Below are 25300 nucleotides of genomic sequence, written 5' to 3'. Positions count from 1 at the left end.
CATCCTCAGTCCTGCATTTCGGTCTGGCGTTCGACAGGGTCGATCAGCACGGCTTTCTGCTGGCGTACCAGCAGGTCGAGAATTTCTTCCTGGCGATCGCCAAGGATGCCGGAGAAGCTGATACCGCTGGATTTGGTCGGGGCCAGCATCGACACGCGATACAGTTCGATGCTCAGCGGCGAGTCGATCGACAGCGGCCCACTGCCGTTACCCGCCAGCTCACCGCCGACCACGATCAGCGAGACCTTGGCGTCGAACGGGTCGAGCGCGATGTCGCGGTCGGTGTCGGTCAAATCCTTGATGTGGCCGTATACGCCGGTCAGGCCGTTGGCCATGGCGGTGTTCTCGTACAGCTTGATGTTCACGCTGTTGCGCACGCGGATGCCGTGGCGACGGTTGCTGATCACCTTGTTGCCCCACAGCAGGTTGTCACCGCTCTCATAGAGGGTGATGCCGTCGGTGTGGTTGCGGTAGATCTCGTTGTCGGCGATCAGGTTGTTCACGCTGTTACGGTCGATCACCAGGCCCGAGAGTTTGTTCTCGTAGCTGCGGTTGTTGAAGATGAAACTGTCGTTCACTTCCCGCGAGATGATGATGCCGTGCTTCTTCTTGGTGCCGTAGACGGTGTTGTCCGCGATGATCAGGCCGTGGGAACGGTCGTGGGGGTCAATGCCGTAGACGATGTTGTCTTTGTAGGTGTTGCCCTTGATCACAAAGCCGGTGGTCTCGTAGCAGTAGAAGCCGTACCACATGTCCGAGAATTCGGAATCAATGATCCAGCCGGTCGGTTCCGGGCGCTTGAGCACCTTGGCCATGTTCGGCGTGTACTGGGAAATACTCACCCCGTACGACTTACTGTTGGCGTAGCCGAAACTGGCCATCTTGCTGTTGGCGATGTAGGTCTCGGTGCCACCCCACGCCAGCAGGAACGGGCGGAATTCCTTGGGAGACTTGAACAGCGCCGGGCCGTTGGCCTTCTCGTCCCAACCGGTGATTTTGGTGTCGCGCACAAACAGCTGGCCGTCGTTGATCAGGAACGAACCGGCTTGCTGGGACAGGCGCAGCTCCTGGGTCTTTTTATCGATTTCCAGGATGCCTTTGCGCCCCACCACAATCGGCAACTTGGCCAGGAACACGCCCGGCGAGGTTTCGCTGAGGTACTGCTTGGGCACTTTGCCCAGCAGGTCCTTGAGGTTCATGTAGCCGTCGTCAACGAAGATCGCCTGTGGAATGCCGTGCTGGCGCACCACCCACTCGGCCATCTTGTTATCGCCGCCGATAAAGTCCTTGAGCGCGTCTTCCTGCATCATGCGGCGGATGCTGATTTTGCCCGGCTTGCCGCGCACGATCTTTTTCTCGATGGCGGCGCCGGTGTAGCCCGACAGGTCCGGCAGCGCAGGCTTGGCCATTTCCAGCGGCGCGGTGGGCGGGCTGGAAATGGTGTAAGTCTTGGCCTGTTGCAGTTCTTTGGCGATGGTCGGCGCCTTGACCTGCGGCTCTACATTGGCCATGGCCGAAGTGCTGGCCAGCAGCATGGCTGCAACCAGCAGGCTGACCGAGCCTTTGAAGGCGTGAGGATTCATTGCGCAGGCTCCCATCAGAATCGCCAGACCACGTCGACAAAGGCGCGGTGCATGTAAGAGTCGACTTGGTTGCCATAGGCATCGCCCGGTTTGAACACGCCCGCACGCAAGCGCACCAGGGCCGACGGTTCGTCGATCGACTGGCTCAGCGCGGCAGGCAGCAAGCCTTTCTTGAAGTACTTGGTGACCACCAGGTCCATCTCCTGGCCCAGGTCTTTCTTGCCGTCTTCCAGCGGCAGGGACGTGCTGGACACAATCGCGCCGGTCACGTCATCGGTGTTGTTCTGCACCGCATCGATCCCGTTGCTGCCCACCGGCTTGTTGCCGTCGACGCGCCAGAACTTGTGGTACACCAGGCTGGCGTCATAGTCCTCGCGCAGTTGCCAGGAACCGAACAGGCTCATGGACTGCATGTTGTTCATCTCGCCACGGAACGCTTCGCCGAAGCGGTGTACGCGGGACTGGGTGCCGGTCCAGTTCGAGCGGTTGCTTTGCAGGCCGTTCTGCTCGTACTCGGCGCTGGCGCGCGAATACGCCGCGCCCACTTGCCACTGCGGGTCCAGACGCAGGCGGATGCCCAGGTCGGTGGCCCAACCGCTCACGTCATCGCTGCGCTTGGCATTGGCGGGGCGGCTGCCGTCGGTGGTCAAGGCATTGACCTTGTCGCGGTCGCCCTGCATGCCGGTGATGCTGGCCCAGTAGTTGACGGTGTTGGTGTTGCGCCAGTTGTAGGCGTCGCTGTTGGCTTCGATGCCGAGCCAGGTCAGGTCGCCGTTCTCGCGCTTGTCCAGCGAGTCGGTGGGCACGCCCGGTTGCGGGTAGTCGAGCTTGCCGTTGTCATGGGTGTGGTGACCGCGCAGGCCGATCCACTGGCCCGGCGTCCACTGGTAGGACGCGTCGGCGTAAAGGTGCTGGCGGTCCTTGTCGACCGGCGACAGCTCCTTGAGGTCGGTGCGGTATTCGCTGAAACGTTCGGCGACGCCCACATTGGCCTTGAGCAAGGTGGTGTCGAAGGTCCAGTTCAGTGCTTCGATGTTGGTGTCGCGCCATTGGCCGTCGTCATTGCGCAGACGCTGGCGGCCGAGCTTGAGGATCTCGCCGGGGTAGGGCGTAAAGCCGCTGTAGCCGACCCAGAACTCGCGCATGGCCAGGTAGTTTTTCTTGGTCTTGCGGTCGCTGTTGCTGGTCTGCTGGTTTTCGTCATCGGCCGACTGTTGCAGGGTGTCGGTCTCGATGATGTCGCTGGAAGCAACGGCCTGGCCCATGGCGTAGGCGCTCCAGTTGCCGCTTTCGCCGTAGACCCACGGGCGCAGGTCGATACCCACGCCGTTGACGTCGCCGCCTTTTTGCGTGCCGAGGTCACGGTCGTCTTCGGACTGGCCGGTGATTTTGACTTCCAGGCCGAAGTTCTTGGCTTCGGTCAGCGCGGCCAGGGTCGGGCACGACCACAGCAGGGCGAAGGTCAGGCCGATACCGGCCTTGACGAATGGATTGAGCTTCATAGGGATTCCTCGCCGTCGTCTTCTTCATCCAGGGCGTGCAGTTGCAACGTGCTCTGGGCCAGGGTGCCGCGCGCGGCCAGTTCCTGTTGCACCAGGCGTTGGCCTTGGGCGCGTTGTTCCGGCGTCAGCGGCGCTTCGAGCTGGGCGGCCAGGTCGTTGGCTTCCGGGGTGTCCTGGGCCTTGGCCAACTGGCTGAAGACGTAGGCGTTCAATGGGTCAGGCTTGGTGCCCTTGCCCTGGGAAAACAGTTGGGCGATGGCGAAATCGGCGCTGTTCTGGCCGTTGCGCGCAGCGGTGAGCAAGTGGTCCAGGGCCTTTTGCGGGTAGACCTTGCCCAGGTAGCCACGTCGGTAGATCTGGCCGAGGTAGTAATCGGCGGCCACTTCACGGCCCACGGCTTTTTCGAAGTGCGCTTCGGCGGCCTTGGCGTCTGCCGGTACCCACTTGCCTTCGTAGTAGAGCTTGCCCAGCAGCAACTCGGCGCGCGGCTGGTCGGCGGCGCGACCGTTGTCGAGGTACTTCATCATCTGGTCGACGTCGCCCAGTTCGGGGAAGTCGTAGAGCAGTTGCGCCAGGCTGACCCAGGATGCCGGGTAGCCAGGGGCGATTTTTTCCAGCAGGGCCTGGGCGGTTTTCTCGTCCGGGGTACCCAGGGTGGCATCGCCCAGCACGCGGGCGACGCTGTCGACACGTTGTGCGGTGACGGTGCCGCGGCTGTAGCCTGCTTCCATTTGCTTGAGCAGTTCGGCCTGTTGTTCCGGTTGCTGTTTTTTCTGGTAAACCGTGGCCAGTTCGACGTAGCAGATGTCGGTGGTGTTCAGCGCGGCTTTGCAGATGCGCTCCACGTCATCCAAGTGCTGGTCGTAGGTGCCCTGGGTGCGATACAGCAGCACCTGGGCCAGGCCGGCTTCCGGGTAGCCGGCGGCTTGCCATTTTGTGATCTGCTGCTGGGCATTCACGTTCGGGAAGCTGTGCGGGTATTGCAGGTACAGCATCGCCAGCGGAATCAGGGTATTGCCTTCGCCATTGGCAAAGGCTTTTTTCAGCAGGGTTTCGGCTTCATGGTGCTCGGCTTCGGTGCTGCCGGGCTTGGCCACCAGCAGGCGACCCAGGCGGGCCTGGGCACGCGGCGAGGTGTCGGCCGCCGCACGGTAAGTGGCTTCAGCCTGCTTGATTTGCGCAGGATCGCGGGTGCCGACCTGGATATCGGCCAGGCCTACCTGGGCTTCGCTGTACCCCAGCGCTGCCAGTTGCTGGTAATTCTGTTGAGCGGTGACGGTGTCGCCACGCTTCAACGCTTCGTTGGCTAAACGCTGATCTGGCAAACCGGCACAACCGGCCAGGCTCACCGCAATAGCCAGCAACGCCACCGAACCCATGTGAGAGGAGCTTTGCTCCCGCTGCAGGCGACTCGGTGCGTCAGGCAAACCGCGCTGATCCCATCGCGAGCAAGCCCGCTCCCACAGGGACTGTGGCGTTTTTGAGAGAGTCATCACAGGCATGTCCTCGCTTACAGACCGTGAGCCATGGCTTTGTCGATCAGCCAGTTCAGGGAAGGGCCGCGGTCGCTGGTCACTTCGACCGGGCGGCCGGCGTAGGTGCTGTCCAGCGGTGCATCAGGCTTGATCTGTACACGGATGTCGGAGGACAAGTCGGCGCTGTTCAGGCTGGTGCTGCTGACGATGGTGCCGGTGCGCACTTGCTCTTCGTCGGCGACCTGGAAGGTCACCGGAGTGCCTGGGCGCACGTCGCCAAACTGGCGATAGGTGAAGCGTGCTTCGACGTTGGCCTGGCTGCCGCGTGGCACCAGTTGGAAGATCACATCGCCCTTGCTGGCGTACTGGCCGTCGGCGACCAGTTGCTGGGCGACCACGCAATCGCACGGCGAGGTCAGGGTGCCGGTCATTTGCTTGCCGAACAGTTCTTCAACCTTGGCCGGCTGCAGTTGGTCTTCGTCCAGGTGGCCCTTGAGCACATCCAGCATGCTGGTGCTGAAGGTTGCCAGCGGTGCGCCTTTGGCGGCGATCGCGTCACCTTTGAGCAGGCTTTGCACGGTGCCGTCGCGCGGCATGGTTACGTTCATGCCGGGTACGCTGACCAGGTCGGCCTGGGCGTGGCTGACGAAGTACATGCCATAAAGGGATTTGAAGATGAACCCGAACGCGGCCAGGCCGACCAGGAAAATCGCCAGGCTGAACGTCACGGCGCGCAGGCGGCCGAAAAAGCTCATGCCGCTGCCGCCGTCCTTGACCTTGCGCGCCTTGGTGAAATTGTCGCGTTGCAGGGTCGCCAGTACATCGCCCATGGTCACGATGTCGCCGGACAAGTGCGAGGTGATCAGGTGGCGCAGGGTGGAAATGTCCTGGGCGTCGAGGTTCTGGAACTGGCAACCGGTGCGGCCGGTCTGGCGGTCATAGGAGCGGATCTGCAGCTCTACGTCCATGGCAAGGCCCAGGTTATCGATCACGAACTGCAGGCGGCCCTTGTGCACTTGGCCGATGGTGAGCGGCTGGGTGGCGGTGAAGGCCAGGCCGCCGGCGGACAGGTCGATTACCTTCGCCTCGGTCGGCGTGCGGTCGCTGTTGAAGAAGCGCAGCTTGGCCGGGATTTTCACCCGGGCGTGTTGGCGCTGAGCTTCGGATTCGTGGACAACGTTGGCGTTTACTTGGCTATTCATCGGGTGTAATTCCTAGGTTAATTCAGGCTTGGCAGGGTCAGACCATCATCAGCAACACGGCAACGAAGATGCTGCCGGCGGAGAAGGTCATGGTCCGAGACGACCAGGTGTTGAACCAACGTTGAAAGCTGGCCAAATCGCGGGTCAGTTTGGTGTCCTGGCGGGTCCAGGACTGTTGATCAAGGCGGAAGAACACGTAGATCTTCACCAGCGCGCCCATGATCTGGTTGTAATAAAGAATCGCCGGGTAGGCGGGGCCGATTTTGTGGCCGGAGCACGACAGCAGCAGTGTGAGGATCAGGCGAGTGATGCCGATCCACAGCAGGTACGCGAGGATGAACGCGCCGCCGTATTTGAAGGTGGCGATGACGGCCACGGTCAGGCCGAGCAGGGAGGTCCACATCGACACGCGCTGGTCGAACAGCACCACGCTGGTAAACAGGCCCAGGCGGCGTACACCCAGGCCCAGGGCACGGGAGTTCTGGCGCAGGTTGTTGCCGTACCAGCGGAACATCAACTTGCGGCTGGCCTTGATAAAACTCTTTTCGGGCGGGTGTTCCACGGTGTTGATCGCGGCGTCGGGCACGTAGAACGTGTCGTAGCCCAGGCGCATCAGGCTGAACCAGCTGGACTTGTCATCACCGGTGAGAAATTTGAAGCGGCCCAGGCGCCAGTGTTGCAGCGAGTCGCTTTCCACGTCGGCGATAAAGCCGGGGTCGGTCACTACGCTGGCACGGAACACCGACATGCGACCGGTCATGGTCAGCACGCGCTTGGACAGGGCCATGGAGCACATGTTGATGTGGCGCTGGGCGAAGCGCAGTTTGTGCCACTCGCTCATGATGTAGCCGCCGCGTACTTCGCAGAATTCGTTGGTGGTCAGGCCACCGACGTTGCCGAACAGCTGGAACCAAGGCACGGTCTTGCGCACTACGCCTTCGGCAAGCACGGTGTCGCCATCGATCACCGCAACCACGGCGCGGTCGTCCGGCAGGTGGCGGGAGATGGCGCGGAAACCGAAGGCCAGGCCGTCGCGCTTGCCGGTCCCGGCGATGCGCACGAAGTCGAGCTTGACGCGGTCGGGCGGGTTCAGCTTTTCCCAAAGGCTCTTGACCAGCAGCTCATCGGACATTTCCACCAGCGAGCAAACCACGGTAGTCGGGAAGCCGCAGTCGATGGCTTCGCGAATCACCGAGCTGTAGACCTGCGCGGTGGTTAGCGCATCGATGCGAAAACTGGTGACCATCAGGAACACGTGGGACGGGTCGGCGGCTTTGCCCAATTTGCGCACTTTGCGGCGCAGGTGCGGGTACACCACATACAGGAACAGCATGCCGCGAAAGAAATGCGTAGCACCCATCGAGTAGCGCCAGATACCCACGGCGCCAATCAGGAAAATAAAATTCTTCGACTCGGAGTCGAACGTACTCGCCGGCAACAGCAGGGCGAGACCCATCAGCAGGCTCAGGAAGAACAGCCAGCCGGCGGATTGGAGCAGTACGTGTTTTAACTTGGACATAAGCGTCATCCGAAGGTGAAGAAGGTTGCGCGCTGCACGTGCTGGGGATCAGGACACGTGCAGCGCGAAACTTGCCGTTGCTGTTACCAGCAAATGCCTTCGGTACGGCCGGTCGCGCTGGTGGCCTTGGACATGAAGCCCACCAGGTCGATCACTTGCTTGCCGTCCGGAGCGTTCTGCGCCAGGGCGCGGAATTTCTCGTCACGGTTGCCGAGGATGATCACGTCGGAGTTGTTGATCACGTCGTCGAAGTCCGAGTTGAGCAGGGACGACACGTGCGGGATCTTGCCTTCGATGTAGTCCTTGTTGGCCCCGTGTACACGGGCGTATTCGACGTTGCTGTCGTAGATGCTCAGGTCAAAGCCCTTGCCGATCAGCATTTCCGCCAGCTCTACCAGCGGGCTTTCGCGCAGGTCGTCGGTGCCGGCCTTGAAGCTCAGGCCCAGCAGGGCGACTTTGCGCTTGTCGTGGCTGGAGACGATGTCGAAGGCGTTCTGCACCTGGGATTCGTTGCTGCGCATCAGCGAGTTGAGCAGTGGCGCTTCCACGTCCAGGGAGCTGGCGCGGTAGGTGAGGGCGCGCACGTCTTTGGGCAGGCACGAACCGCCGAACGCGAAGCCAGGGCGCATGTAGTACTGGGACAGGTTGAGGGTCTTGTCCTGGCAGACCACTTCCATCACTTCACGGCCGTCGACGCCGACGGCCTTGGCGATGTTGCCGATTTCGTTGGCGAAGGTCACTTTGGTGGCGTGCCACACGTTGCAGGTGTACTTGATCATTTCGGCCACGGCGATGTCCTTGCGGATGATCGGCGCGTCGAGTTCTTCGTACAGCGACTGCAGGACATCGCCGGAGGCTTTGTCGAACTCGCCGATAACGGTCATCGGAGGCAGGTCGTAGTCGGCGATGGCGGTGGATTCACGCAGGAATTCCGGGTTGACCGCGACGCCGAAGTCGACGCCGGCTTTCTTGCCGGAGCAGTCTTCGAGGATCGGGATCACTACGTTCGCGACAGTGCCCGGCAGTACGGTACTGCGCACCACCACGGTGTGGCGGGTGGCTTTGTCACGCAGGACAAAACCGATCTCGCGGCACACGGCTTCGATGTAGTCGAGTTCCAGGTCACCGTTTTTCTTGCTCGGCGTGCCGACGCAGATCATCGACAGGTCGGTATCGCGGATGGCTTCGGCGAAGTTGGTGGTACCACGCAGTCGACCGGTTGCGATGCCTTGGTTCAACAGTTCGCCCAGACCCGGTTCAACGATCGGCGATTTGCCGGCGTTGATCAGGTCGATCTTTTCCTTGGAGATGTCTACGCCGACCACGTCGTGGCCACGGGCAGACAGGCAACCGGCACAGACTGCGCCAACGTAACCCAAACCAAATATGCTGATGCGCATCGCATTTACCTCGTTGTCATTGAAGACGGTGTTAATTCTGCCAATAGATGGCTGGAGTTCATGTTTGCAAGCGTCACTAATGCCACGGAAGTTAGGCGAGCAGACGCCGACTTACCGCGTACAGGCATGTTTAATAGTGAGTGACTAACTATTGCACTCAAGTTGTGCGCAACGTGGCCTTGTTATTGGGGCTTGCCCTCAAATGCAGCCAGCCTTCCGGGGGGAAGGGCCTGGCGCCGGCGCCGTAGAGCGTTGATAGAGGCAATTAGCCCTTTTTAATCAATCTCTTAAGCGTTAGCACCGACACATTCGGGTAAGCGCTGCCTTGGCCTATAGGGGATAGCAATACATCCTTATCGCCGCCCTCAACTCATATCAGTTGATGATGTGACCCGTGAGTCAAAGTTGATGGGGCAACTTCGCTACTTCCTTGGGTCGTTATGTAAGTCATCTCTTACAGGAGCAGAGAATTTCGTTACCGGTGGTATGAGCGGTGCTTTTGGGTGAAGTTCCTAGCCACTCATCCTGTTTGCCGAAATTTTTTGAAATATTAGCGGAGATGGCACTAGTACTATATTGATAGCACTTGCTATTTGGGCCAGTAGTTACAGGTAGTTGGCGCGATGGGATAGTTTTGTGCCACTAGTGTTCAAAAAAAGTGGTGCCACTACGAAAAAAAACGACGGATGTCGAGTGAAAGAATTGTTAGGTATGCGACAGAATATTTTTTGACGTCAAATAAATGACGATGCGGGGATGAAATGCAATCAAAAAGTGGGAGGGGGCTTGCTCCCGATAGCAGTAAAACAGTCGATATATGAGCCGACTCAAACACCGCCATTGGGGGCAAGCCCTCTCCCACAGGTGCAACTTATCGTCTGAAAGAGGGCGCTAGGCTTCATTCAGGTGCGTGATCGCGCAAAAACACCAGGTTGTCCGGCTTGGACTGCTCCGCATTGAAGCGATAGCCCTGCACGTCGAACTGCTTGAGCCGGGCCGGGTCGCTGATGCGTTCTTCGATGACGAAACGGCTCATCATGCCGCGGGCTTTTTTCGCGTAGAAACTGATGATCTTGTACTGGCCGTTCTTCAGGTCCTTGAACTCGGTATTGATGATTCGTGCATTCAACGCCGTGCGCTTGACCGCCGAGAAGTATTCGTTGGACGCCAGGTTAAGCAGCACGTCATCGCCTTGCTCGGCCAATGCCTGGTTGAGCCACTCGCTGATGCGCGTGCCCCAGAAGGCGTAGAGGTCCTTACCGCGAGCGTTGGCCAGTTTGGTGCCCATCTCCAGGCGATACGGCATCATCAAGTCCAAGGGGCGCAGCAGGCCGTATAGGCCCGAGAGCATGCGCAGGTGGTCCTGGGCGTAGTTGAAATCGGCATCGCTGAAAGTGTCGGCGTTGAGGCCGGTGTACACGTCGCCTTTGAAGGCGAGCAAGGCCTGCTTGGCGTTCTCGGGGGTGAAAGCGGGCGTCCAACTGCCGAAACGCGCAGCGTTGAGGCCACCGATTTTATCGGACACGTGCATCAGCTCGCTGATTTGCGCCGGGCTCAGCTCGCGCAATTGTTCGATCAGTTCCTGGGAATGATCGAGGTATTGCGGCTGGGTGAAGCGCGGGGTTACCGGCTTTGACTCGAAATCGAGGGTCTTGGCGGGGGAAATCACCATCAGCATGAAGTCGTCTCCTTTAATCGTGGGCGCGATTCTAGGGGCTGGGGCGTTTTGACTCCACCTATGATGGCGATAGGCGTGATCCGCTATAGTGGCCGACGACTCTGGAGAGGGAGACCCTGTGTGCGAATAGCGCTTTTATTGTCCTCGTGCCTGTTATGCCTGGGCGCCCATGCGGCGCCGGTGGATGTGGCCAGCCTGGACCGTGGTACCTGGCCCGAAAAGCTCACCAGCCCGGCGCTGTTCGATGTGGCCTCGCGCGCGGAAATCCTGATGTTTGCCCACGGCCTGCTGGCCAGCGAAGCCTTGGATGACGCGGCGCTCAAGCAGCGCCTGGGCTTGAAGATCATCAACCGGGCCGCCATCGATGACCTGCGCCGCCAGCTCTGGCAGCGCCTGCTGGAAAACTACACCTTCGCCCAGCAGAGCTGCGAGGTCGATGCCTCGTTCTGTTATCTGGTGGAAAACATGGACGACCTGCGCGAGGAGGCCGGTAAGCTTCAGGTCAGCGAAGACTCCTTCTATATAGGCTGGGCCGCTCCCAGCCATGCCTTCCACGAGCGCTATCTGGACGAGCTGCTGCGCAAGGCCGCGCTGTTCCCGCAGATCAGCAGTGAAGTCGCGCGTTTCGGCGATCACGAGCGCAATGGCGACGAACTCAACGACCGCCTGTTCCTGCTCACCTTCGACGGCGGCCCGGCGCCGGTCAGCGGCAATACCGACTGGCTGGTCGACTACCTGCGCAAGCAGAAGATGAACGCTATGTTCTTCGTCCTCGGCAGCAGCCTGCAAACCCGTGTGCAACGCAGTTCCGCCGCCGAGGTAGAGGCGGTGTACCAGGGCCAGTGTGTCGGCACCCAGGGTTGGCAATACCGGTCCCACAGTCATTGGGTGGACTGGCAAAGCTCGATCACCCGCAGTGCGGCGCTGGTGCAGAACCTGATGCCGGAGAACTACGTGCCGCTGTTCCGTCCGCCCTACGGTCAGCGTCGCGCGGACAGCCAGGGCTTCTTCCAGGCGCAGGGCTTGCAGGTGGCGTTATGGGACATCGATTCCCAGGATGAGCCGGGCAAACTCAAGGCCGAGGAGTCGGCACAACGGGTGTTGACGCTGATGCTGCTGTGGCGCAAAGGCGTGATTGTGTTTCATGACACCCAGGACAAGGCGCGCGTGGCATTACCGCAGTTGCTGCAGGCGACGGGGCAGAGTGGTCTGGGGTGGCAGGACTGCCGCGAGGCATTTCGCTGAGGGGCCCGGCCCTGTTGGGTCTGGGGTATTTTTGGGGGATTTTTTTGCAACATTTCGATGCAGGCTGACTTCCGACTTTAACGAGGTACATGGCACTCGGCTAGTGCTATTCGTCATCCTGAAAAATAAACTTCAAAAAAACGTCAAAGTGCTTTTTCCTGTCATGGGTTTTGCGGTATTACGAAGTCAGATCGCCGAAACCTGCATCACAGGTGGCGTCTTACAAGACTCCTCATGTGGGCAATGCACTTGACGTCACTTAAGGTGCATTTCGGTGGTCGAATCGAGGCGCAGCACTGTCGTGGTATTGCGTCGACTGGCTCCCACAAAGGTGACCGAGTATGGATGATCATGGACGCACCCCTTCTTCCGACCAGCCAATCCTTTATGTGCTCGATACCAACGTATTGATCCACGATCCAAACGCTCTGCTTAATTTCGAAGAACACCACGTCGCTATCCCGATGATCGTGCTTGAGGAACTCGACAAACTCAAAAGTGGGCACCACAGCGTTGCCGCCGAATGCCGCCAGGCTATCCGCCTGATCGACAAGACATTGGGCGAAGCGTCACCGGAGGACGTTGAAGTCGGCGTGCCGATCCAGCGTGGCAAAAGCGGGCCCAAGGGCTTGCTGTCGATTCTGATGAGCAAGCGCGGCGAGCCCACCAGCCTGCTGCCGGAAAACCTCAACGACAACAAAATCATCAACCAATTGATCGACCTGCATGCGCGTGACAAGGACCTGCGTGTGGTGCTGGTGACCAAAGACATCAACATGCGCCTCAAGGCCCGAGCGTGTGGGATCGCGGCCGAGGATTACAGTACCGACCAACTGGTCGACGACGTGTCGATGCTGTCCCGTGGTTATCACATGATGACCGGCTCGTTCTGGGACCGCGTGAGCAAGGTCGAAACCCGTCAGGACCATGGCCGCACCTGGCATCAGGTACAACTGATCGACAACCTTCCGGCCGTGCATATCAATGAATTCATCGTCGACGAACAGGGCTTCGTGGGCTGGATCAAAGAGATCCAGGTAGACAAGCTGCTGATCCTCGACCTGCATCAGGAACCCCTGTTGCACCAGGAAGCCTGGGGCCTGAAACCGCGTGACATCTACCAGAGCCTGGCGCTGTACGCGCTGCTCGACCCGGATATCCATCTGGTCAACCTGACCGGCGCCGCTGGCTCGGGGAAAACCATCCTCGCGTTGGCCGCCGCCATCGAGCAGACCATGGTGACCAAGCGTTATCGCCGCATTATCGCCACCCGCAGCGTGCAGGGCCTGGACCAGGAAATCGGCTTCCTGCCCGGCACCGAGGCGGAAAAAATGGAGCCGTGGCTGGGGGCGATCACCGACAACCTCGAAGCCTTGCACATGGATGACGAAAACACCCATGGCAGCGTCGACTACATCCTCAGCAAAGTGCCGTTGCAGTTCAAATCCCTCAACTACATCCGAGGTCGCAGCTTCCAGCAGAGCCTGATTTTGATCGATGAATGCCAGAACCTCACGCCGCACCAGATGAAAACCATCATCACCCGTGCCGGCGCCGGTTCCAAAGTGGTGTGCCTGGGCAACCTGGCACAGATCGACACCCCTTACCTGTCCGCGACCAGCTCCGGGCTGACGTACCTCACGGAACGCTTCAAAGACTTCCCGAACGGCGTGCATATCGCGCTGCAAGGGGTACCGCGCTCGATTCTGGCCGAATACGCCGAATCGCACCTGTAAACGCGATCAAGGGGGAGGGGGCTTGCTCCCGATTGCTGTGGGCCAGTTAACAGAAATGTTGAATGTGCCACCGCTGTCGGGTTCAAGCCCCCTTCCACATTTTGTTCCGTGTTGGGTTTACAATCGCGGCTCCTGATCAGGAGTATCGCTGTGCTGACTCATCTCGATTCCCAAGGCCGCGCCCATATGGTCGACGTCACTGACAAGTCCGTGACGTTCCGTGAAGCGGTGGCTGAAGCGCGGGTGCGCATGTTGCCCGAAACCCTGCAAATGATTGTCGACGGCGCCCATCCCAAGGGTGACGTGTTTGCCGTGGCCCGCATTGCCGGGATCCAGGCCGCGAAAAAAACCAGTGATCTGATCCCCCTGTGTCATCCGCTGATGTTGACGGGCGTCAAGGTCGAACTCAGTGCCGAGGGCGCAGACTGTGTGCATATCGTCGCGCGCTGCAAGCTCTCCGGGCAGACCGGTGTGGAGATGGAAGCATTGACCGCCGCCAGTGTCGCGGCACTGACGATCTACGACATGTGCAAGGCGGTGGATCGCGGCATGACCATCGAAAGTATTCGCCTGCTGGAAAAACTCGGCGGCAAGAGCGGCCATTTCAAGGCGGATGAACAATGAGCGTCAACGTACTGTTTTTTGCGCGCTACGCCGAAGCGGTGGGCTTCGATTCGCTGGAAATGGAAGGCGACTTCGCGACTGTCGACGCGGTGCGCCAGGCATTGGCCGCTGATCCGGAGTTCGCAGTGCTCAACGAAACGAGCCTGATGTGCGCGCGCAACGAGGAGCTGTGCAGCCTCGACGAACCGGTGCAGGTCGGCGATGAAGTGGCGTTTTTCCCGCCCGTGACCGGAGGCTGAACATGGCCATCTGCGTGCAGGTCGAAGCGTTCGATCCCGGGGCTGAAGTCAACGCGATGCACGCGGCCAATGTGGGCGTGGGCGCGGTGGTGAGTTTTGTCGGCTATGTGCGCGACTTCAATGATGGCCGCGACGTGTCGGGGATGTTTCTGGAGCACTACCCCGGCATGACCGAAAAGGCCCTGGCCAAGATTGCCGTTGAGGCTGAGCAGCGCTGGCCGTTGCTCAAGTTGGAGGTGTTGCACCGCGTCGGCGCGCTGGAGCCGGGTGAGCCGATTGTGTTCGTGGCGGCGGCCAGTGCCCATCGCCAGGCGGCATTTGACGCCTGTGCGTTTGTGATGGATTACCTGAAAACGCGGGCACCGTTCTGGAAAAAGGAAAACACGCCCGACGGTGCGCGCTGGGTGGAAGGGCGCGACAGCGACCACGCTGCTGCAGACCGCTGGAAATAGCACGCCAAACACAGATGCAAATGTGGGAGGGTGCAAGCCCCTCCCACATTTTTTAGCGCATTCCAACCGTTAAGGGCGTTTGCGCTCCACGGCCCGCAACAGATGCGTCGGCGGCGTCTCGCAGCTGATCTTGCGCCCCAGCAGCGCCTCGATCGACGGCAACTGGTACGAGTCGTCCTCGCCCGCAAAGCTGATCGACACACCGGCAGCGCCTGCACGACCGGTACGGCCAATGCGGTGCACGTAGTCGTCCGGTACTTCCGGCAGGGTGAAGTTGATCACGTGGCTGATGCCGTCAATGTGAATCCCGCGCCCGGCCACATCGGTGGCCACCAGCACGCGAATCTTGCCTTCGCGGAAACCTTCCAGGGTCTTGATGCGCTTGTGCTGCGGCACATCGCCGGACAGTTGCGCGGCGTTGACGCCATCGCGCACCAGGCGTTCCTCGATGCGGCGCACTTCGTCCTTGCGGTTGGCGAACACCATGACGCGTTCCCAGCCGTTGTCGTTGACCAGGTTGTAGAGCAGCTTGTACTTGTCGGCACCGGCCACGGCATAGATATGCTGTTCGACGTTTTCGCTGGCGACGTTCAGCGCCTCGATCTCGACGATGGACGGGTCGGTGGTCCACTGCTTGGCGAGGTTCATCACGTCTTCGGTGAAGGTCGCGGAGAACAGGAGGGTCTGGCGCTCGCTCTTGGGCGGGGTCTGGCGAATGATCTGGCGCACTTGTGGGATAAAGCCCATGTCGAGCATGCGGTCGGCTTCGTCCAGCACCATGACTTCGACCATATCCAAATGCACGTCGCCGCGCTGGTTGAAGTCCAGCAGGCGGCCCGGCGTGGCCACCAGAATGTCGCAATGGCGGGCTTCGAGGTGCTTGAGCTGCTTGTCGAAGTCCATGCCGCCGACGAACGTCATGACGTTCAGGCCCGTGTACTTGGTCAGGTCGGCGGCGTCTTTGGCGATCTGCACCACCAGCTCGCGAGTGGGAGCGATGATCAGCGCGCGCGGTTCACCCATGTAGCGTTCTTTGGGCGGCGGCGTTTGCAACAGTTGGGTGATGATCGAAATCAGGAACGCGGCGGTCTTGCCGGTACCGGTTTGCGCGCGGCCGATGGCGTCTTTGCCCGCGAGGGTAAAGCCCAGCACTTGTGCCTGGATGGGCGTGCAGTACGGGAAACCCAGGTCCTGGATGGCGTGCATCAGTTCCGGGGCCAGTTTGAAGTCGTGGAAGCGGGTTTTGCCTTCCTGGGGCTCGACGACGAAGTCTTCGAGTTTCCAGGGGATGACGACCGGCTTGGGTGCTCGCTCACGGCGAGGCTTGGGCGCAGGTTCGGCTTTTACCTCAGCAGGTATGGCCTGTGCGGGTGGCGTCACCGTCGGCGTCTTCGGCTGGGCGACAGGTGCTGTCCGGTCTGGCTGTTGGCCGTCATTACGGTTGCCGGGCGTGGGGACAGGAGCACTGGAATCAGGCGCGAGCGGCTCAGCCTCGTTTTTGCCGAACATCTTCTTGAGTGCTTTGAGCACGGTGATCTCATTAATTGGTTAAGGAATATACGCCGGCCAGTGTAATGCAAGAATCGGGCGCGGCGTAGTGCGTCTGTCATACGGCTACCTAAACGCGGCGTTCAGCGCAGGCGGTCGGTCAACCAGGTACCAATATCGTGTATCTCCTGGGGTAACACTTCGTGGCCCATTGGGTATTCCTGCCATGTCACGGTGACACCACGGCTCTTGAGGTGCTCATACGCGGTACGGCCCATGGCGTTCTGCACCACCTCGTCGTATTGGCCGTGCAGGCACAAGGCAGGAATGCGTTGCTGGCTGGCGGACAATTGGAGCTCATCGCCGAAGGTCGGTGCATAAGTGGAGAGGGCGATCACGCCACCCAAAGGGCCTTCCAGGTCCTTGAACGCGGTGTGGAATACCACGGCGCCGCCTTGGGAAAAACCAGCGAGGAAAATCCGCGAGGCGTCTATTCCGGTTCTCTTCTGGTCTTCAATCAGGTCTGTGACCATGTTTGAAGAGGTTTGCAGCTCGTCCAGCGATATCGACCGCGCCGGGCTCATCGCCTTGATGTCGTACCAACTGGGCATTTCGTAGCCGCCATTGATCGTCACCGGACGGGTGGGGGCCTGGGGCAAAACGAAGCGGGTGCTCAGCAGGATTTCCTGTAAGGCTTCGGCTACAGGCAGGAAGTCGTAGCGATCGGCACCCAGGCCATGCAACCAGATTACGCAGGCATCTGCGGGCTTGGCGGGCTGAAGAATCAAGGGTTCGGTCATGTCTGCTCCATAGATGTGCATTCGCTCCGATTGGGTGCATCGGAACGGTGCGTCACCGGTTGATTTGTTAATTAGATGTCGCAACTTTGAATCTTTTGCTCTTGACCATGGGCTGAAACGACTCAGCCGTCACTCTGGTACGGCGCTTGCTATGCACAAAGCGATGTCAGGTCTCTCTCGTGGCGGTAACACTATCAGTGACAGCCGCCTCTGGGATAGCAACTGGACTTATAGCGACAGCCTCATGCCGTTTGACCCCAAAAAAAGCCAACACGGGTCAAGATCGCCTCAAAAGGGTGCGGTGGGGTTCGAGCTCCGACACAACAAGAGCAAAACTGGAGGTTTGAATGAAGGTATTGAAATCCACCCTGGCCATCGTTTCCGCGGCCGCTGTACTGGGTGTCAGTGGTTTCGCCCAAGCCGGCGCCACCCTGGACGCCGTGCAGAAGAAAGGCTTTGTGCAATGTGGCGTGAGTGACGGCCTGCCGGGTTTCTCGGTACCGGATGCCAGCGGCAAGATCCTGGGGATCGATGCTGACGTATGCCGCGCTGTTGCCGCTGCCGTGTTCGGCGACGCGACCAAGGTCAAGTTCAGCCAGTTGAACGCCAAGGAGCGTTTCACCGCGCTTCAGTCGGGCGAAGTAGACATCTTGTCCCGTAACACCACCATGACCAGCTCCCGCGATGCGGGCATGGGCCTGAAATTCCCGGGTTTCATCACCTACTACGACGGCATCGGCTTCCTAGTTAACAACAAACTGGGCGTTAAAAGCGCCAAGGAACTGGACGGTGCAACTATCTGCATCCAGGCCGGTACCACCACTGAACTGAACGTTTCCGACTACTTCCGTGGCAACGGTCTGAAATACACCCCGATCACCTTCGACACCTCCGATGAAAGCGCCAAGTCGCTGGAATCCGGTCGTTGCGACGTGCTGACCTCCGACAAGTCCCAACTGTTCGCCCAGCGCAGCAAGTTGGCCTCGCCGAAGGACTACGTGGTTCTGCCGGAAACCATTTCCAAAGAGCCCCTGGGCCCGGTGGTACGTAACGGTGACGACGAGTGGCTGGCCATCGTGCGCTGGGTAGGCTACGCCATGCTCAACGCCGAAGAAGCCGGTATTACTTCGAAAAACGTTGAAGCTGAAGCCAAGTCCACCAAGAACCCGGACGTCGCGCGTCTGCTCGGTGCCGACGGCGAATACGGCAAAGACCTGAAAGTGAAGAAAGACTGGGTCGTGCAGATCGTCAAGCAAGTGGGTAACTACGGTGAAGTGTTCGAGCGCAACCTCGGCAAGAGCACCCCGTTGGAAATCGACCGTGGCCTGAACGCGCTGTGGAACAACGGCGGCATTCAATACGCACCGCCTGTGCGCTGATCGCTGATGGTTCTGTCACCCGGTGGGCCAACCGCCGGGTGATGTTCTGTTCCATTCTTTCCGGGGCACTTCATGCAAAATCAAATCGGCGCACCAAAGCAGAAGCTCAGCTTCAGCGATCCCAAAGTGCGTGCGTGGCTCTTCCAGATCATCACGATTGTGGCGGTGGTCTCGCTGGGCTGGTACCTCTTCAACAATACCCAGACCAACCTTCAACACCGAGGCATTACCTCGGGTTTCGACTTTCTTGAGCGCAGTGCCGGCTTCGGCATCGCGCAGCACTTGATCGACTACACCGAATCGGACAGCTATGCCCGCGTCTTTGTAATCGGCTTGCTCAACACCCTGCTGGTGACCTTCATCGGCGTGATCCTGGCTACCCTGCTCGGCTTTATCGTCGGCGTGGCGCGACTGTCGCCGAACTGGATGATCAACAAGCTGGCGACGGTGTATGTGGAAGTGTTCCGCAACATTCCGCCGCTGCTGCAGATCCTGTTCTGGTACTTCGCGGTGTTCCTGACCATGCCGGGGCCGCGCAACAGCCATAACTTCGGCGATACCTTCTTTGTCAGCAGCCGTGGCCTGAACATGCCGGCGGCGCTGGCCGCCGATGGGTTCTGGCCGTTTGTGGCCAGTGTAGTGCTGGCGATTGTGGCGATCGTGCTGATGACTCGTTGGGCCAACAAGCGCTTTGAAGCCACCGGTGTTCCGTTCCATAAGTTCTGGGCGGGCCTGGCGTTGTTCATCGTGATCCCGGCACTGTGCGCGTTGATCTTCGGCGTGCCGCTGCACTGGGAAATGCCCAAGCTGCAAGGCTTCAACTTTGTCGGCGGCTGGGTGCTTATCCCTGAACTGCTGGCACTGACCCTGGCCCTGACGGTGTACACCGCGGCGTTCATCGCCGAGATCGTGCGTTCGGGCATCAAGTCGGTCAGCCACGGCCAGACCGAAGCCGCGCGTTCCCTGGGCCTGCGCAATGGGCCGACGCTGCGTAAGGTGATCATTCCGCAAGCCTTGCGGGTGATCATTCCGCCGCTGACCAGCCAATACCTGAACCTGGCGAAAAACTCGTCGTTGGCCGCCGGTATCGGTTATCCGGAAATGGTTTCGCTGTTTGCCGGCACGGTGCTCAACCAGACCGGCCAGGCCATCGAAGTCATTGCCATCACCATGAGCGTGTACCTGGCGATCAGCATCAGCATTTCCCTGCTGATGAACTGGTACAACAAGCGCATTGCGCTGATCGAGCGGTGAGGAAACGCACATGAGTTCTCATACTTTCAAACCCGATATGCCGCCGCCGAGCAAAGTCTTCGGCCCGGTGGCATGGATGCGCGCCAACCTGTTTTCCAGTTGGCTCAATACCTTGCTGACTTTGCTGTCGATTTACCTGGTGTACCTGGTGGTGCCGCCGATCCTGCATTGGGCCATCCTCGATGCCAACTGGGTGGGCACCACTCGCGCCGATTGCACCAAGGAAGGTGCCTGCTGGGTGTTCATCCAACAGCGCTTCGGGCAGTTCATGTACGGCTACTACCCCGGCGACCTGCGCTGGCGCGTGGACCTGACCGTGTGGCTGGCGATTGTCGGCGTGGCGCCGTTGTTCCTCTCGCGCTTCCAACACAAGGCCATCTACGGCCTGAGCTTCCTGGTGCTGTACCCGATCGTTGCCTACTTCCTGCTGCACGGTGGCGTGTTCGGCTTGACCAACGTGGCGACCAGCCAGTGGGGCGGCTTGATGCTGACCCTGGTGATCGCCACTGTCGGCATCGCCGGCGCCTTGCCGCTGGGTATTGTGCTGGCACTGGGGCGACGTTCGAACATGCCGGCGATTCGTGTGGTCTGCGTGACCTTCATCGAATTCTGGCGCGGCGTGCCGTTGATCACGGTGCTGTTCATGTCGTCGGTGATGCTGCCGTTGTTCCTGCCTGAAGGCATGAACTTCGACAAGCTGCTGCGGGCGCTGATCGGCGTGATCCTGTTCCAGTCGGCCTATGTGGCCGAAGTGGTGCGCGGCGGGTTGCAGGCGATTCCTAAAGGTCAGTACGAAGCGGCCGCGGCGATGGGCCTGGGTTACTGGCGCAGCATGGGTCTGGTGATTCTGCCGCAAGCCCTGAAGCTGGTGATCCCGGGCATCGTCAACACGTTTATTGCGCTGTTCAAGGACACCAGCCTGGTGATCATCATCGGCCTGTTCGACCTGCTCAACAGCGTCAAGCAAGCTGCCGCCGACCCCAAATGGCTGGGCATGGCCACTGAAGGCTACGTGTTCGCCGCCCTGGTGTTCTGGATTTTCTGTTTTGGTATGTCGCGCTATTCCATGCATCTGGAACGCAAGCTCGACACAGGCCACAAGCGTTAGGAGTTCTTTTTATGAGCGAAGCAATCAAACAGCCTGTGAGCCCTGAAGGCATTATCCAGATGCAGGGCGTCAACAAGTGGTACGGCCAGTTCCACGTGTTGAAAGACATCAACCTGAACGTCAAGCAGGGCGAGCGTATCGTGCTGTGCGGGCCGTCGGGTTCGGGCAAGTCCACCACCATCCGCTGCCTCAACCGTCTGGAAGAGCACCAGCAGGGCCGCATCGTGGTCGACGGCGTGGAACTGACCAACGACCTCAAGCAGATCGAAGCGATCCGTCGTGAAGTGGGCATGGTGTTCCAGCACTTCAACCTGTTCCCGCACCTGACCATCCTGCAGAACTGCACGTTGGCGCCGATGTGGGTGCGCAAGATGCCCAAGCGCAAGGCCGAAGAAATTGCCATGCACTACCTGGAGCGCGTGCGTATCCCGGAGCAGGCGCACAAGTTTCCGGGGCAACTCTCCGGCGGCCAGCAACAGCGTGTGGCGATTGCCCGTGCCTTGTGCATGAAGCCGAAAATCATGCTGTTCGATGAGCCAACCTCGGCGCTCGATCCGGAAATGGTCAAGGAAGTACTCGACACCATGATCGGCCTGGCCGAAGACGGCATGACCATGTTGTGCGTGACCCACGAAATGGGCTTCGCGCGCACCGTGGCCAACCGCGTGATCTTCATGGACAAGGGCGAGATCGTTGAGCAGGCGGCGCCGAATGACTTCTTCGACAACCCGCAGAATGATCGGACCAAGTTGTTCTTGAGCCAGATTTTGCATTGATCGATGGTTAAAACAATAAACCCGGCCTGGCCGGGTTTATTTTTGTCCGTTCAGCAGGCCTTGAGCGCCTCATGCCCTGTGTCCACTGTATGAGTGAACCCCCGTAAGTCAGCGCCTTCGGCCAATACCTTGGCGTCGGCAAGCAAATGCGGGTAACGGTCCAGTAATCGCATCAACAGAACCAGTGGCTTGGGTGGCAGAAGCTCACCGCGTTCATAACGTGAAAAAGCGTTGTGACCGCCACCGGACAACAGTTGCACGGCTTCTTTTTGCGTAAGTTGCAGCTTGCGACGGATACGTCTCATCTCGTTGCCGATCATTGTCCGCGCGGCGCGGACGAGTTCATCACCTACCTTTGCGTGGCGCTCTGAACTATCCGGGTCATACATGCCGTCGCCGCATACATGGCATTCCCAGCCGGAAAGATCATCGACACGACGCTCCATCCCTTTGACGCTAATAGTCTCGCTACGGCCCTCGAACCGAGTCATGCCGTCGGGCGTACCGCATATAAAGCACTGTTGAGTTTTCATGAGTCGCACTCCTTGAAGGAGATTACCGGTGGGTTACCGCCTGAGCCGTAGGTGACCTTTATGTAAATCTCCATGCCGTGTGAACTGATGTGGTACACGTCCTGCCAGACCTTATGATCTGCATAGGTAGTCATTGATTTGTACAACATCCTGGTTTGCAATCGAAACACGGCCTCTTGCATTTCATGGATCTCAAAGCCGAGTTTCCTCCCTGTGCTCTTCGCCGTTGAAGTAAAGGCCTTTCCCCCAAGCCGCCTGACATCCGCCTTGATCACCGCCAAATCGTAATGAGGTGTGTACTTTTCCATAAGACACCTGGGTCAAATAATTACCCTTTAAGGGTAATTTTACCAATCGAAAATACTGCTTCTTTTCCCGCCCAAGAACCCTAGTGCCTTGTCTTTGTAGGCAACTCTGAATAGTCTGTAGGAAAATTCATCCTATGATTGGACGAAAGCGCGCACCCATGACAGACATCGCTCCCCTGATTAAACGCTCCCTGGTCGATCAGGCCTTGGAGCAACTGCGTCTGCGCATCGCCGCAGGGGTGTGGGCGGTCGGTGAACGCCTGCCCACCGAGCCCGAGTTGTGCGCCGAGCTGGGCATCAGTCGCAATACCGTGCGCGAAGCCATGCGTGTGTTGGCGTTTTCCGGGTTGATCGAAGTCCGCCAGGGTGACGGCAGTTACCTGCGCTCGATGACCGACCCGCTGGGGGCGATGCGCGCGCTGTCCCACTGCACCTTGGAGCAGGCGCAGGAGACGCGGCAGATGCTTGAAGTGGAGGCCATCGGCCTGGCGGCACTGCGGCGTACCGAGCAAGACCTCGAACAGCTGCGGGAGGCGCTGCAGGCCAGCGCCGCGCTGTACCACGGTGAACTGGAGGCCTATATCCGCGCCGACCTGGTGTTCCACACACGCTTGGTGGACGCCGCGCATAACCCGGCGTTGAGCGAGTTGTACCGGTATTTTTCCGCCATCGTCGGTGCGCAGTTGCGCCAGACCCTGAGCATGTCGCCGCGTCGCCAGGCGGTGTTCGACCTGCATGTTGCCCTGCTCGACGCCGTGGAACACCAGGACCCGGAACGTGCCAAATCCCTTTGCCGGCAGTTGATCAATGAACCTTGAACCGCAACGCAACACCGAACTGCTGATCGACGCCGAAGCCGACGACGACGTGGTGCAACAGACGCCGCCAACCGTAAGCCGCCCCTGGTTGCTGCTACTGGGCCTGGTGCTGGTGGCGCTGAACCTGCGCCCGGCGTTGTCGAGCCTGGCGCCCTTGCTCAGTGAAGTCTCCAGCAGCCTGGGGTTGTCGGCCGCCAAGGCTGGGCTGCTGACCACGTTGCCGGTGCTGTGCCTGGGCTTGTTCGCGCCCACCGCACCGATCCTGGCGCGGCGCTTTGGGGCTGAGCGGGTGGTGTTGGGCATCCTGCTGACCCTGGCCGCCGGGATCATCCTGCGCAGTGTGCTGGGTGAAGCGGGGTTGTTTCTCGGCAGCCTGATCGCCGGTGCGAGCATCGGCATTATCGGGGTGTTGCTGCCGGGCATCGTCAAGCGGGATTTCGCCAGGCAGGCGGGCGCCATGACCGGCGTCTACACCATGGCGTTGTGCCTGGGGGCTGCGCTGGCGGCGGGGGCTGCGGTGCCACTCAGTGATTACTTCGGCGATAGCTGGGCGATAGGCCTGGGGTTCTGGATGGTGCCGGCGCTGGTCGCGGCGTTGTGCTGGCTGCCGCAGGTCGGGCAACGACACGGCGCGCACCGTGTTGCTTATCGCGTGAAGGGGTTATTGCGGGATCCGTTGGCGTGGCAGGTCACGCTTTATATGGGCCTGCAATCGTCCTTGGCCTACATCGTGTTCGGCTGGCTGCCGTCGATGCTGATCGGCCGTGGCCTGAGCGCCACCGAAGCGGGGCTGGCGCTGTCCGGTTCCATCATCGTGCAATTGTTCAGTTCCCTGGCGGCACCGTGGCTGGCCACGCGGGGTAAAGACCAGCGTTTGGCCATCGTGATCGTGATGTTGCTGACGCTGGGCGGCCTGTTCGGTTGCCTGTATGCACCCCTCGACGGCTTGTGGGCCTGGGCGATTGTGCTCGGCCTGGGGCAGGGCGGTACTTTCAGCCTGGCGCTGACCCTGATCGTACTGCGCTCGCGCGACGCCCATGTGGCCGCGAACCTGTCGAGCATGGCCCAGGGCATCGGATACACCCTGGCCTCCATGGGGCCGCTGGCCGTGGGCCTGGTGCACGATTGGACCGGTGGGTGGGGCGCGACGGGCTGGATTTTCGCAGTGATCGGCGTGGCGGCCATGGTCGCCGGGGTTGGCGCGGGCCGTGCGCGGTACGTAGGCGTGAGCAGCGAAAAAGTCTAGCGCCGCCCCCGTGCCCCTAGCCCCGGTCATTTGCGTGGCGAATGTCAGTGGCGTTAGCGGCGCGGGCGGCTTATCGTGCGCCTACCTTTTCGACGCCAGCGGAGCCTGCCCATGAGCGATGCCCATAACGCCCTGATCACCCAGTTCTACACGGCCTTCCAGCGCCTGGACGCCGACGCGATGGCCGCCTGCTACACCGAGGATGTGGTGTTCAGCGACCCGGCCTTCGGTGAGTTGCGCGGGCGCGATGTCGGCGATATGTGGCGCATGCTGACCACGCGTGCCAAGGACTTCTCCCTGACGTTCGACAACGTGCGCAGCGATGATCGCAGCGGCGGTGCGCATTGGGTGGCTACGTACTTGTTCAGTGCCACCGGCAACACCGTGGTCAATGATATTCAGGCGCGGTTTGTGTTGCGCGACGGCAAGATCTGCGAGCACCACGACAGCTTCGACCTGTGGCGCTGGTCGCGCCAGGCATTGGGCACCAAAGGCTTGCTGCTGGGCTGGACACCGCTGGTGAAAAACGCCGTGCGCGCCCAGGCGAACAAAGGCTTGAAGGCATTTCAGGCGAGTCGTTGATAAGCTTGGCGTTCCTCTGGTTTGTTGAATCCGCCTGTGACTGATCCTGTCGAACCCAAACCCTGGTTTGTGTACCTGGTGCGCGCCGCCAATGGCGCGCTGTATTGTGGCATCAGCAATGACCCGGTACGCCGCTTTGCCTCGCACCAGAGCGGCAAGGGCGCGCGGTTTTTCCTCTCCAGCCCGGCGGTGGCGTTGGTCTATACCGAGCAGTGCGCAAGCAAAGGCGAGGCGCTGCGCCAGGAGCGGTTGATCAAGAAATTGAAGAAGAGCGCCAAGGAGTGTCTGGCGGCCAGTGGTTCATTGATCTGACTGATGGGCGGCTATCACACCCACTGAGCCCGTTGCAGGCT

24 protein-coding genes are annotated in these 25300 nt (G+C 60.2%); 13 read left to right on the top strand and 11 right to left on the bottom strand.

What is annotated here, in order from left to right; translation table 11 throughout:
* Window positions 1–5: 5 nt before the first annotated feature.
* The 7 genes from algG to yaaA all read right to left on the bottom strand — a co-directional run bounded on the left by algG (window position 6) and on the right by yaaA (window position 10359).
* Window positions 6–1598 (bottom strand): mannuronan 5-epimerase AlgG, encoded by a 1593-nt coding sequence (gene algG / locus AB4O23_RS27245; RefSeq protein WP_065877256.1) that lies wholly within the window; start codon window positions 1596–1598, stop codon window positions 6–8.
* Window positions 1598–3085: an alginate export family protein gene (locus tag AB4O23_RS27240; RefSeq protein WP_065877255.1), complete on the bottom strand. Its 1488-nt coding sequence runs from the start codon at window positions 3083–3085 to the stop codon at window positions 1598–1600. The genes algG and AB4O23_RS27240 overlap by 1 nt, the downstream gene beginning before the upstream one ends.
* A complete protein-coding gene (gene algK, locus AB4O23_RS27235) occupies window positions 3082–4464 on the bottom strand; it encodes an alginate biosynthesis TPR repeat lipoprotein AlgK (protein ID WP_116078434.1) in 1383 nt (460 codons plus the stop codon). Before algK ends, AB4O23_RS27240 begins: the two co-directional genes overlap by 4 nt.
* A gap of 131 nt (window positions 4465–4595) precedes the next feature.
* Complete coding sequence (locus AB4O23_RS27230) at window positions 4596–5762, bottom strand: PilZ domain-containing protein (RefSeq protein WP_460061483.1); 1167 nt, start codon at window positions 5760–5762, stop codon at window positions 4596–4598.
* 37 nt (window positions 5763–5799) lie between these two features.
* Window positions 5800–7281, bottom strand: a complete 1482-nt coding sequence (gene alg8 / locus AB4O23_RS27225; protein WP_161979891.1) for a mannuronan synthase — start codon at window positions 7279–7281, stop codon at window positions 5800–5802.
* 83 nt (window positions 7282–7364) lie between these two features.
* A complete protein-coding gene (locus AB4O23_RS27220) occupies window positions 7365–8681 on the bottom strand; it encodes a nucleotide sugar dehydrogenase (protein WP_017526215.1) in 1317 nt (438 codons plus the stop codon).
* 898 nt (window positions 8682–9579) lie between these two features.
* Window positions 9580–10359, bottom strand: a complete 780-nt coding sequence (yaaA, locus tag AB4O23_RS27215; protein WP_065877252.1) for a peroxide stress protein YaaA — start codon at window positions 10357–10359, stop codon at window positions 9580–9582.
* 120 nt (window positions 10360–10479) lie between these two features.
* On the opposite strand from yaaA, the gene AB4O23_RS27210 reads away from it, so the two are divergent.
* The 5 genes from AB4O23_RS27210 to moaE all read left to right on the top strand — a co-directional run bounded on the left by AB4O23_RS27210 (window position 10480) and on the right by moaE (window position 14655).
* Window positions 10480–11604: a polysaccharide deacetylase family protein gene (locus AB4O23_RS27210; protein ID WP_460061479.1), complete on the top strand. Its 1125-nt coding sequence runs from the start codon at window positions 10480–10482 to the stop codon at window positions 11602–11604.
* A gap of 341 nt (window positions 11605–11945) precedes the next feature.
* Window positions 11946–13340, top strand: coding sequence for a PhoH family protein (locus AB4O23_RS27205; protein ID WP_017526218.1), 1395 nt, complete (start codon window positions 11946–11948; stop codon window positions 13338–13340).
* A 150-nt stretch (window positions 13341–13490) separates the two neighbouring features.
* The gene (gene moaC, locus AB4O23_RS27200) at window positions 13491–13964 is read left to right on the top strand and encodes a cyclic pyranopterin monophosphate synthase MoaC (RefSeq protein WP_017526219.1); all 474 of its coding nucleotides are present in this window, start codon (window positions 13491–13493) and stop codon (window positions 13962–13964) included.
* Window positions 13961–14203: a molybdopterin converting factor subunit 1 gene (gene moaD, locus AB4O23_RS27195; protein ID WP_460138563.1), complete on the top strand. Its 243-nt coding sequence runs from the start codon at window positions 13961–13963 to the stop codon at window positions 14201–14203. Before moaC ends, moaD begins: the two co-directional genes overlap by 4 nt.
* Window positions 14204–14205: 2 nt before the next feature.
* Window positions 14206–14655, top strand: coding sequence for a molybdopterin synthase catalytic subunit MoaE (gene moaE / locus AB4O23_RS27190; protein WP_017526221.1), 450 nt, complete (start codon window positions 14206–14208; stop codon window positions 14653–14655).
* 69 nt (window positions 14656–14724) lie between these two features.
* Here moaE and rhlB read toward each other — a convergent pair whose 3' ends face one another.
* Together rhlB and AB4O23_RS27180 are read right to left on the bottom strand one after the other, a co-directional pair.
* Window positions 14725–16191 carry an ATP-dependent RNA helicase RhlB gene (gene rhlB / locus AB4O23_RS27185; protein WP_026067133.1) on the bottom strand — a complete coding sequence of 489 codons (1467 nt, stop codon included), beginning with the start codon at window positions 16189–16191 and terminating at the stop codon, window positions 14725–14727.
* A 95-nt stretch (window positions 16192–16286) separates the two neighbouring features.
* Window positions 16287–16943 carry an alpha/beta hydrolase gene (locus AB4O23_RS27180; RefSeq protein WP_460106310.1) on the bottom strand — a complete coding sequence of 219 codons (657 nt, stop codon included), beginning with the start codon at window positions 16941–16943 and terminating at the stop codon, window positions 16287–16289.
* A gap of 347 nt (window positions 16944–17290) precedes the next feature.
* Here AB4O23_RS27180 and AB4O23_RS27175 point away from each other — a divergent pair, with 347 nt between their 5' ends.
* The 4 genes from AB4O23_RS27175 (at window position 17291) to AB4O23_RS27160 (ending at window position 21460) form a co-directional block, all read left to right on the top strand.
* Window positions 17291–18322: an amino acid ABC transporter substrate-binding protein gene (locus AB4O23_RS27175; protein WP_017526224.1), complete on the top strand. Its 1032-nt coding sequence runs from the start codon at window positions 17291–17293 to the stop codon at window positions 18320–18322.
* A 72-nt stretch (window positions 18323–18394) separates the two neighbouring features.
* On the top strand, window positions 18395–19576 hold the full coding sequence (locus AB4O23_RS27170) for an amino acid ABC transporter permease (protein WP_017526225.1): 1182 nt from the start codon (window positions 18395–18397) through the stop codon (window positions 19574–19576).
* Between the two features lie 10 nt (window positions 19577–19586).
* Window positions 19587–20684 (top strand): amino acid ABC transporter permease, encoded by a 1098-nt coding sequence (locus AB4O23_RS27165; protein WP_017526226.1) that lies wholly within the window; start codon window positions 19587–19589, stop codon window positions 20682–20684.
* 11 nt (window positions 20685–20695) lie between these two features.
* A complete protein-coding gene (locus AB4O23_RS27160; RefSeq protein WP_003171943.1) occupies window positions 20696–21460 on the top strand; it encodes an amino acid ABC transporter ATP-binding protein in 765 nt (254 codons plus the stop codon).
* 50 nt (window positions 21461–21510) lie between these two features.
* Here the strand turns inward: AB4O23_RS27160 and AB4O23_RS27155 are convergent, their stop codons facing one another.
* Window positions 21511–21993, bottom strand: coding sequence for a type II toxin-antitoxin system MqsA family antitoxin (locus AB4O23_RS27155; protein ID WP_068937549.1), 483 nt, complete (start codon window positions 21991–21993; stop codon window positions 21511–21513).
* The gene (locus tag AB4O23_RS27150) at window positions 21990–22301 is read right to left on the bottom strand and encodes a type II toxin-antitoxin system MqsR family toxin (RefSeq protein WP_068937550.1); all 312 of its coding nucleotides are present in this window, start codon (window positions 22299–22301) and stop codon (window positions 21990–21992) included. Before AB4O23_RS27150 ends, AB4O23_RS27155 begins: the two co-directional genes overlap by 4 nt.
* Before the next feature lie 158 nt (window positions 22302–22459).
* Here AB4O23_RS27150 and AB4O23_RS27145 point away from each other — a divergent pair, with 158 nt between their 5' ends.
* The 4 genes from AB4O23_RS27145 (at window position 22460) to AB4O23_RS27130 (ending at window position 25259) form a co-directional block, all read left to right on the top strand.
* Window positions 22460–23119: a FadR/GntR family transcriptional regulator gene (locus tag AB4O23_RS27145; RefSeq protein ID WP_065877251.1), complete on the top strand. Its 660-nt coding sequence runs from the start codon at window positions 22460–22462 to the stop codon at window positions 23117–23119.
* A complete protein-coding gene (locus tag AB4O23_RS27140; RefSeq protein ID WP_068937552.1) occupies window positions 23109–24365 on the top strand; it encodes a CynX/NimT family MFS transporter in 1257 nt (418 codons plus the stop codon). Before AB4O23_RS27145 ends, AB4O23_RS27140 begins: the two co-directional genes overlap by 11 nt.
* Window positions 24366–24476: 111 nt before the next feature.
* Window positions 24477–24947 carry a nuclear transport factor 2 family protein gene (locus AB4O23_RS27135; protein ID WP_017526231.1) on the top strand — a complete coding sequence of 157 codons (471 nt, stop codon included), beginning with the start codon at window positions 24477–24479 and terminating at the stop codon, window positions 24945–24947.
* Window positions 24948–24983: 36 nt separating this feature from the next.
* Window positions 24984–25259, top strand: coding sequence for a GIY-YIG nuclease family protein (locus AB4O23_RS27130; RefSeq protein ID WP_017526232.1), 276 nt, complete (start codon window positions 24984–24986; stop codon window positions 25257–25259).
* Window positions 25260–25300 lie beyond the last annotated feature (41 nt).

The sequence above is a fragment of the Pseudomonas sp. H2_A10 genome, from assembly GCF_054680085.1.
This window is presented reverse-complemented; position numbering and strand designations above follow the sequence as displayed.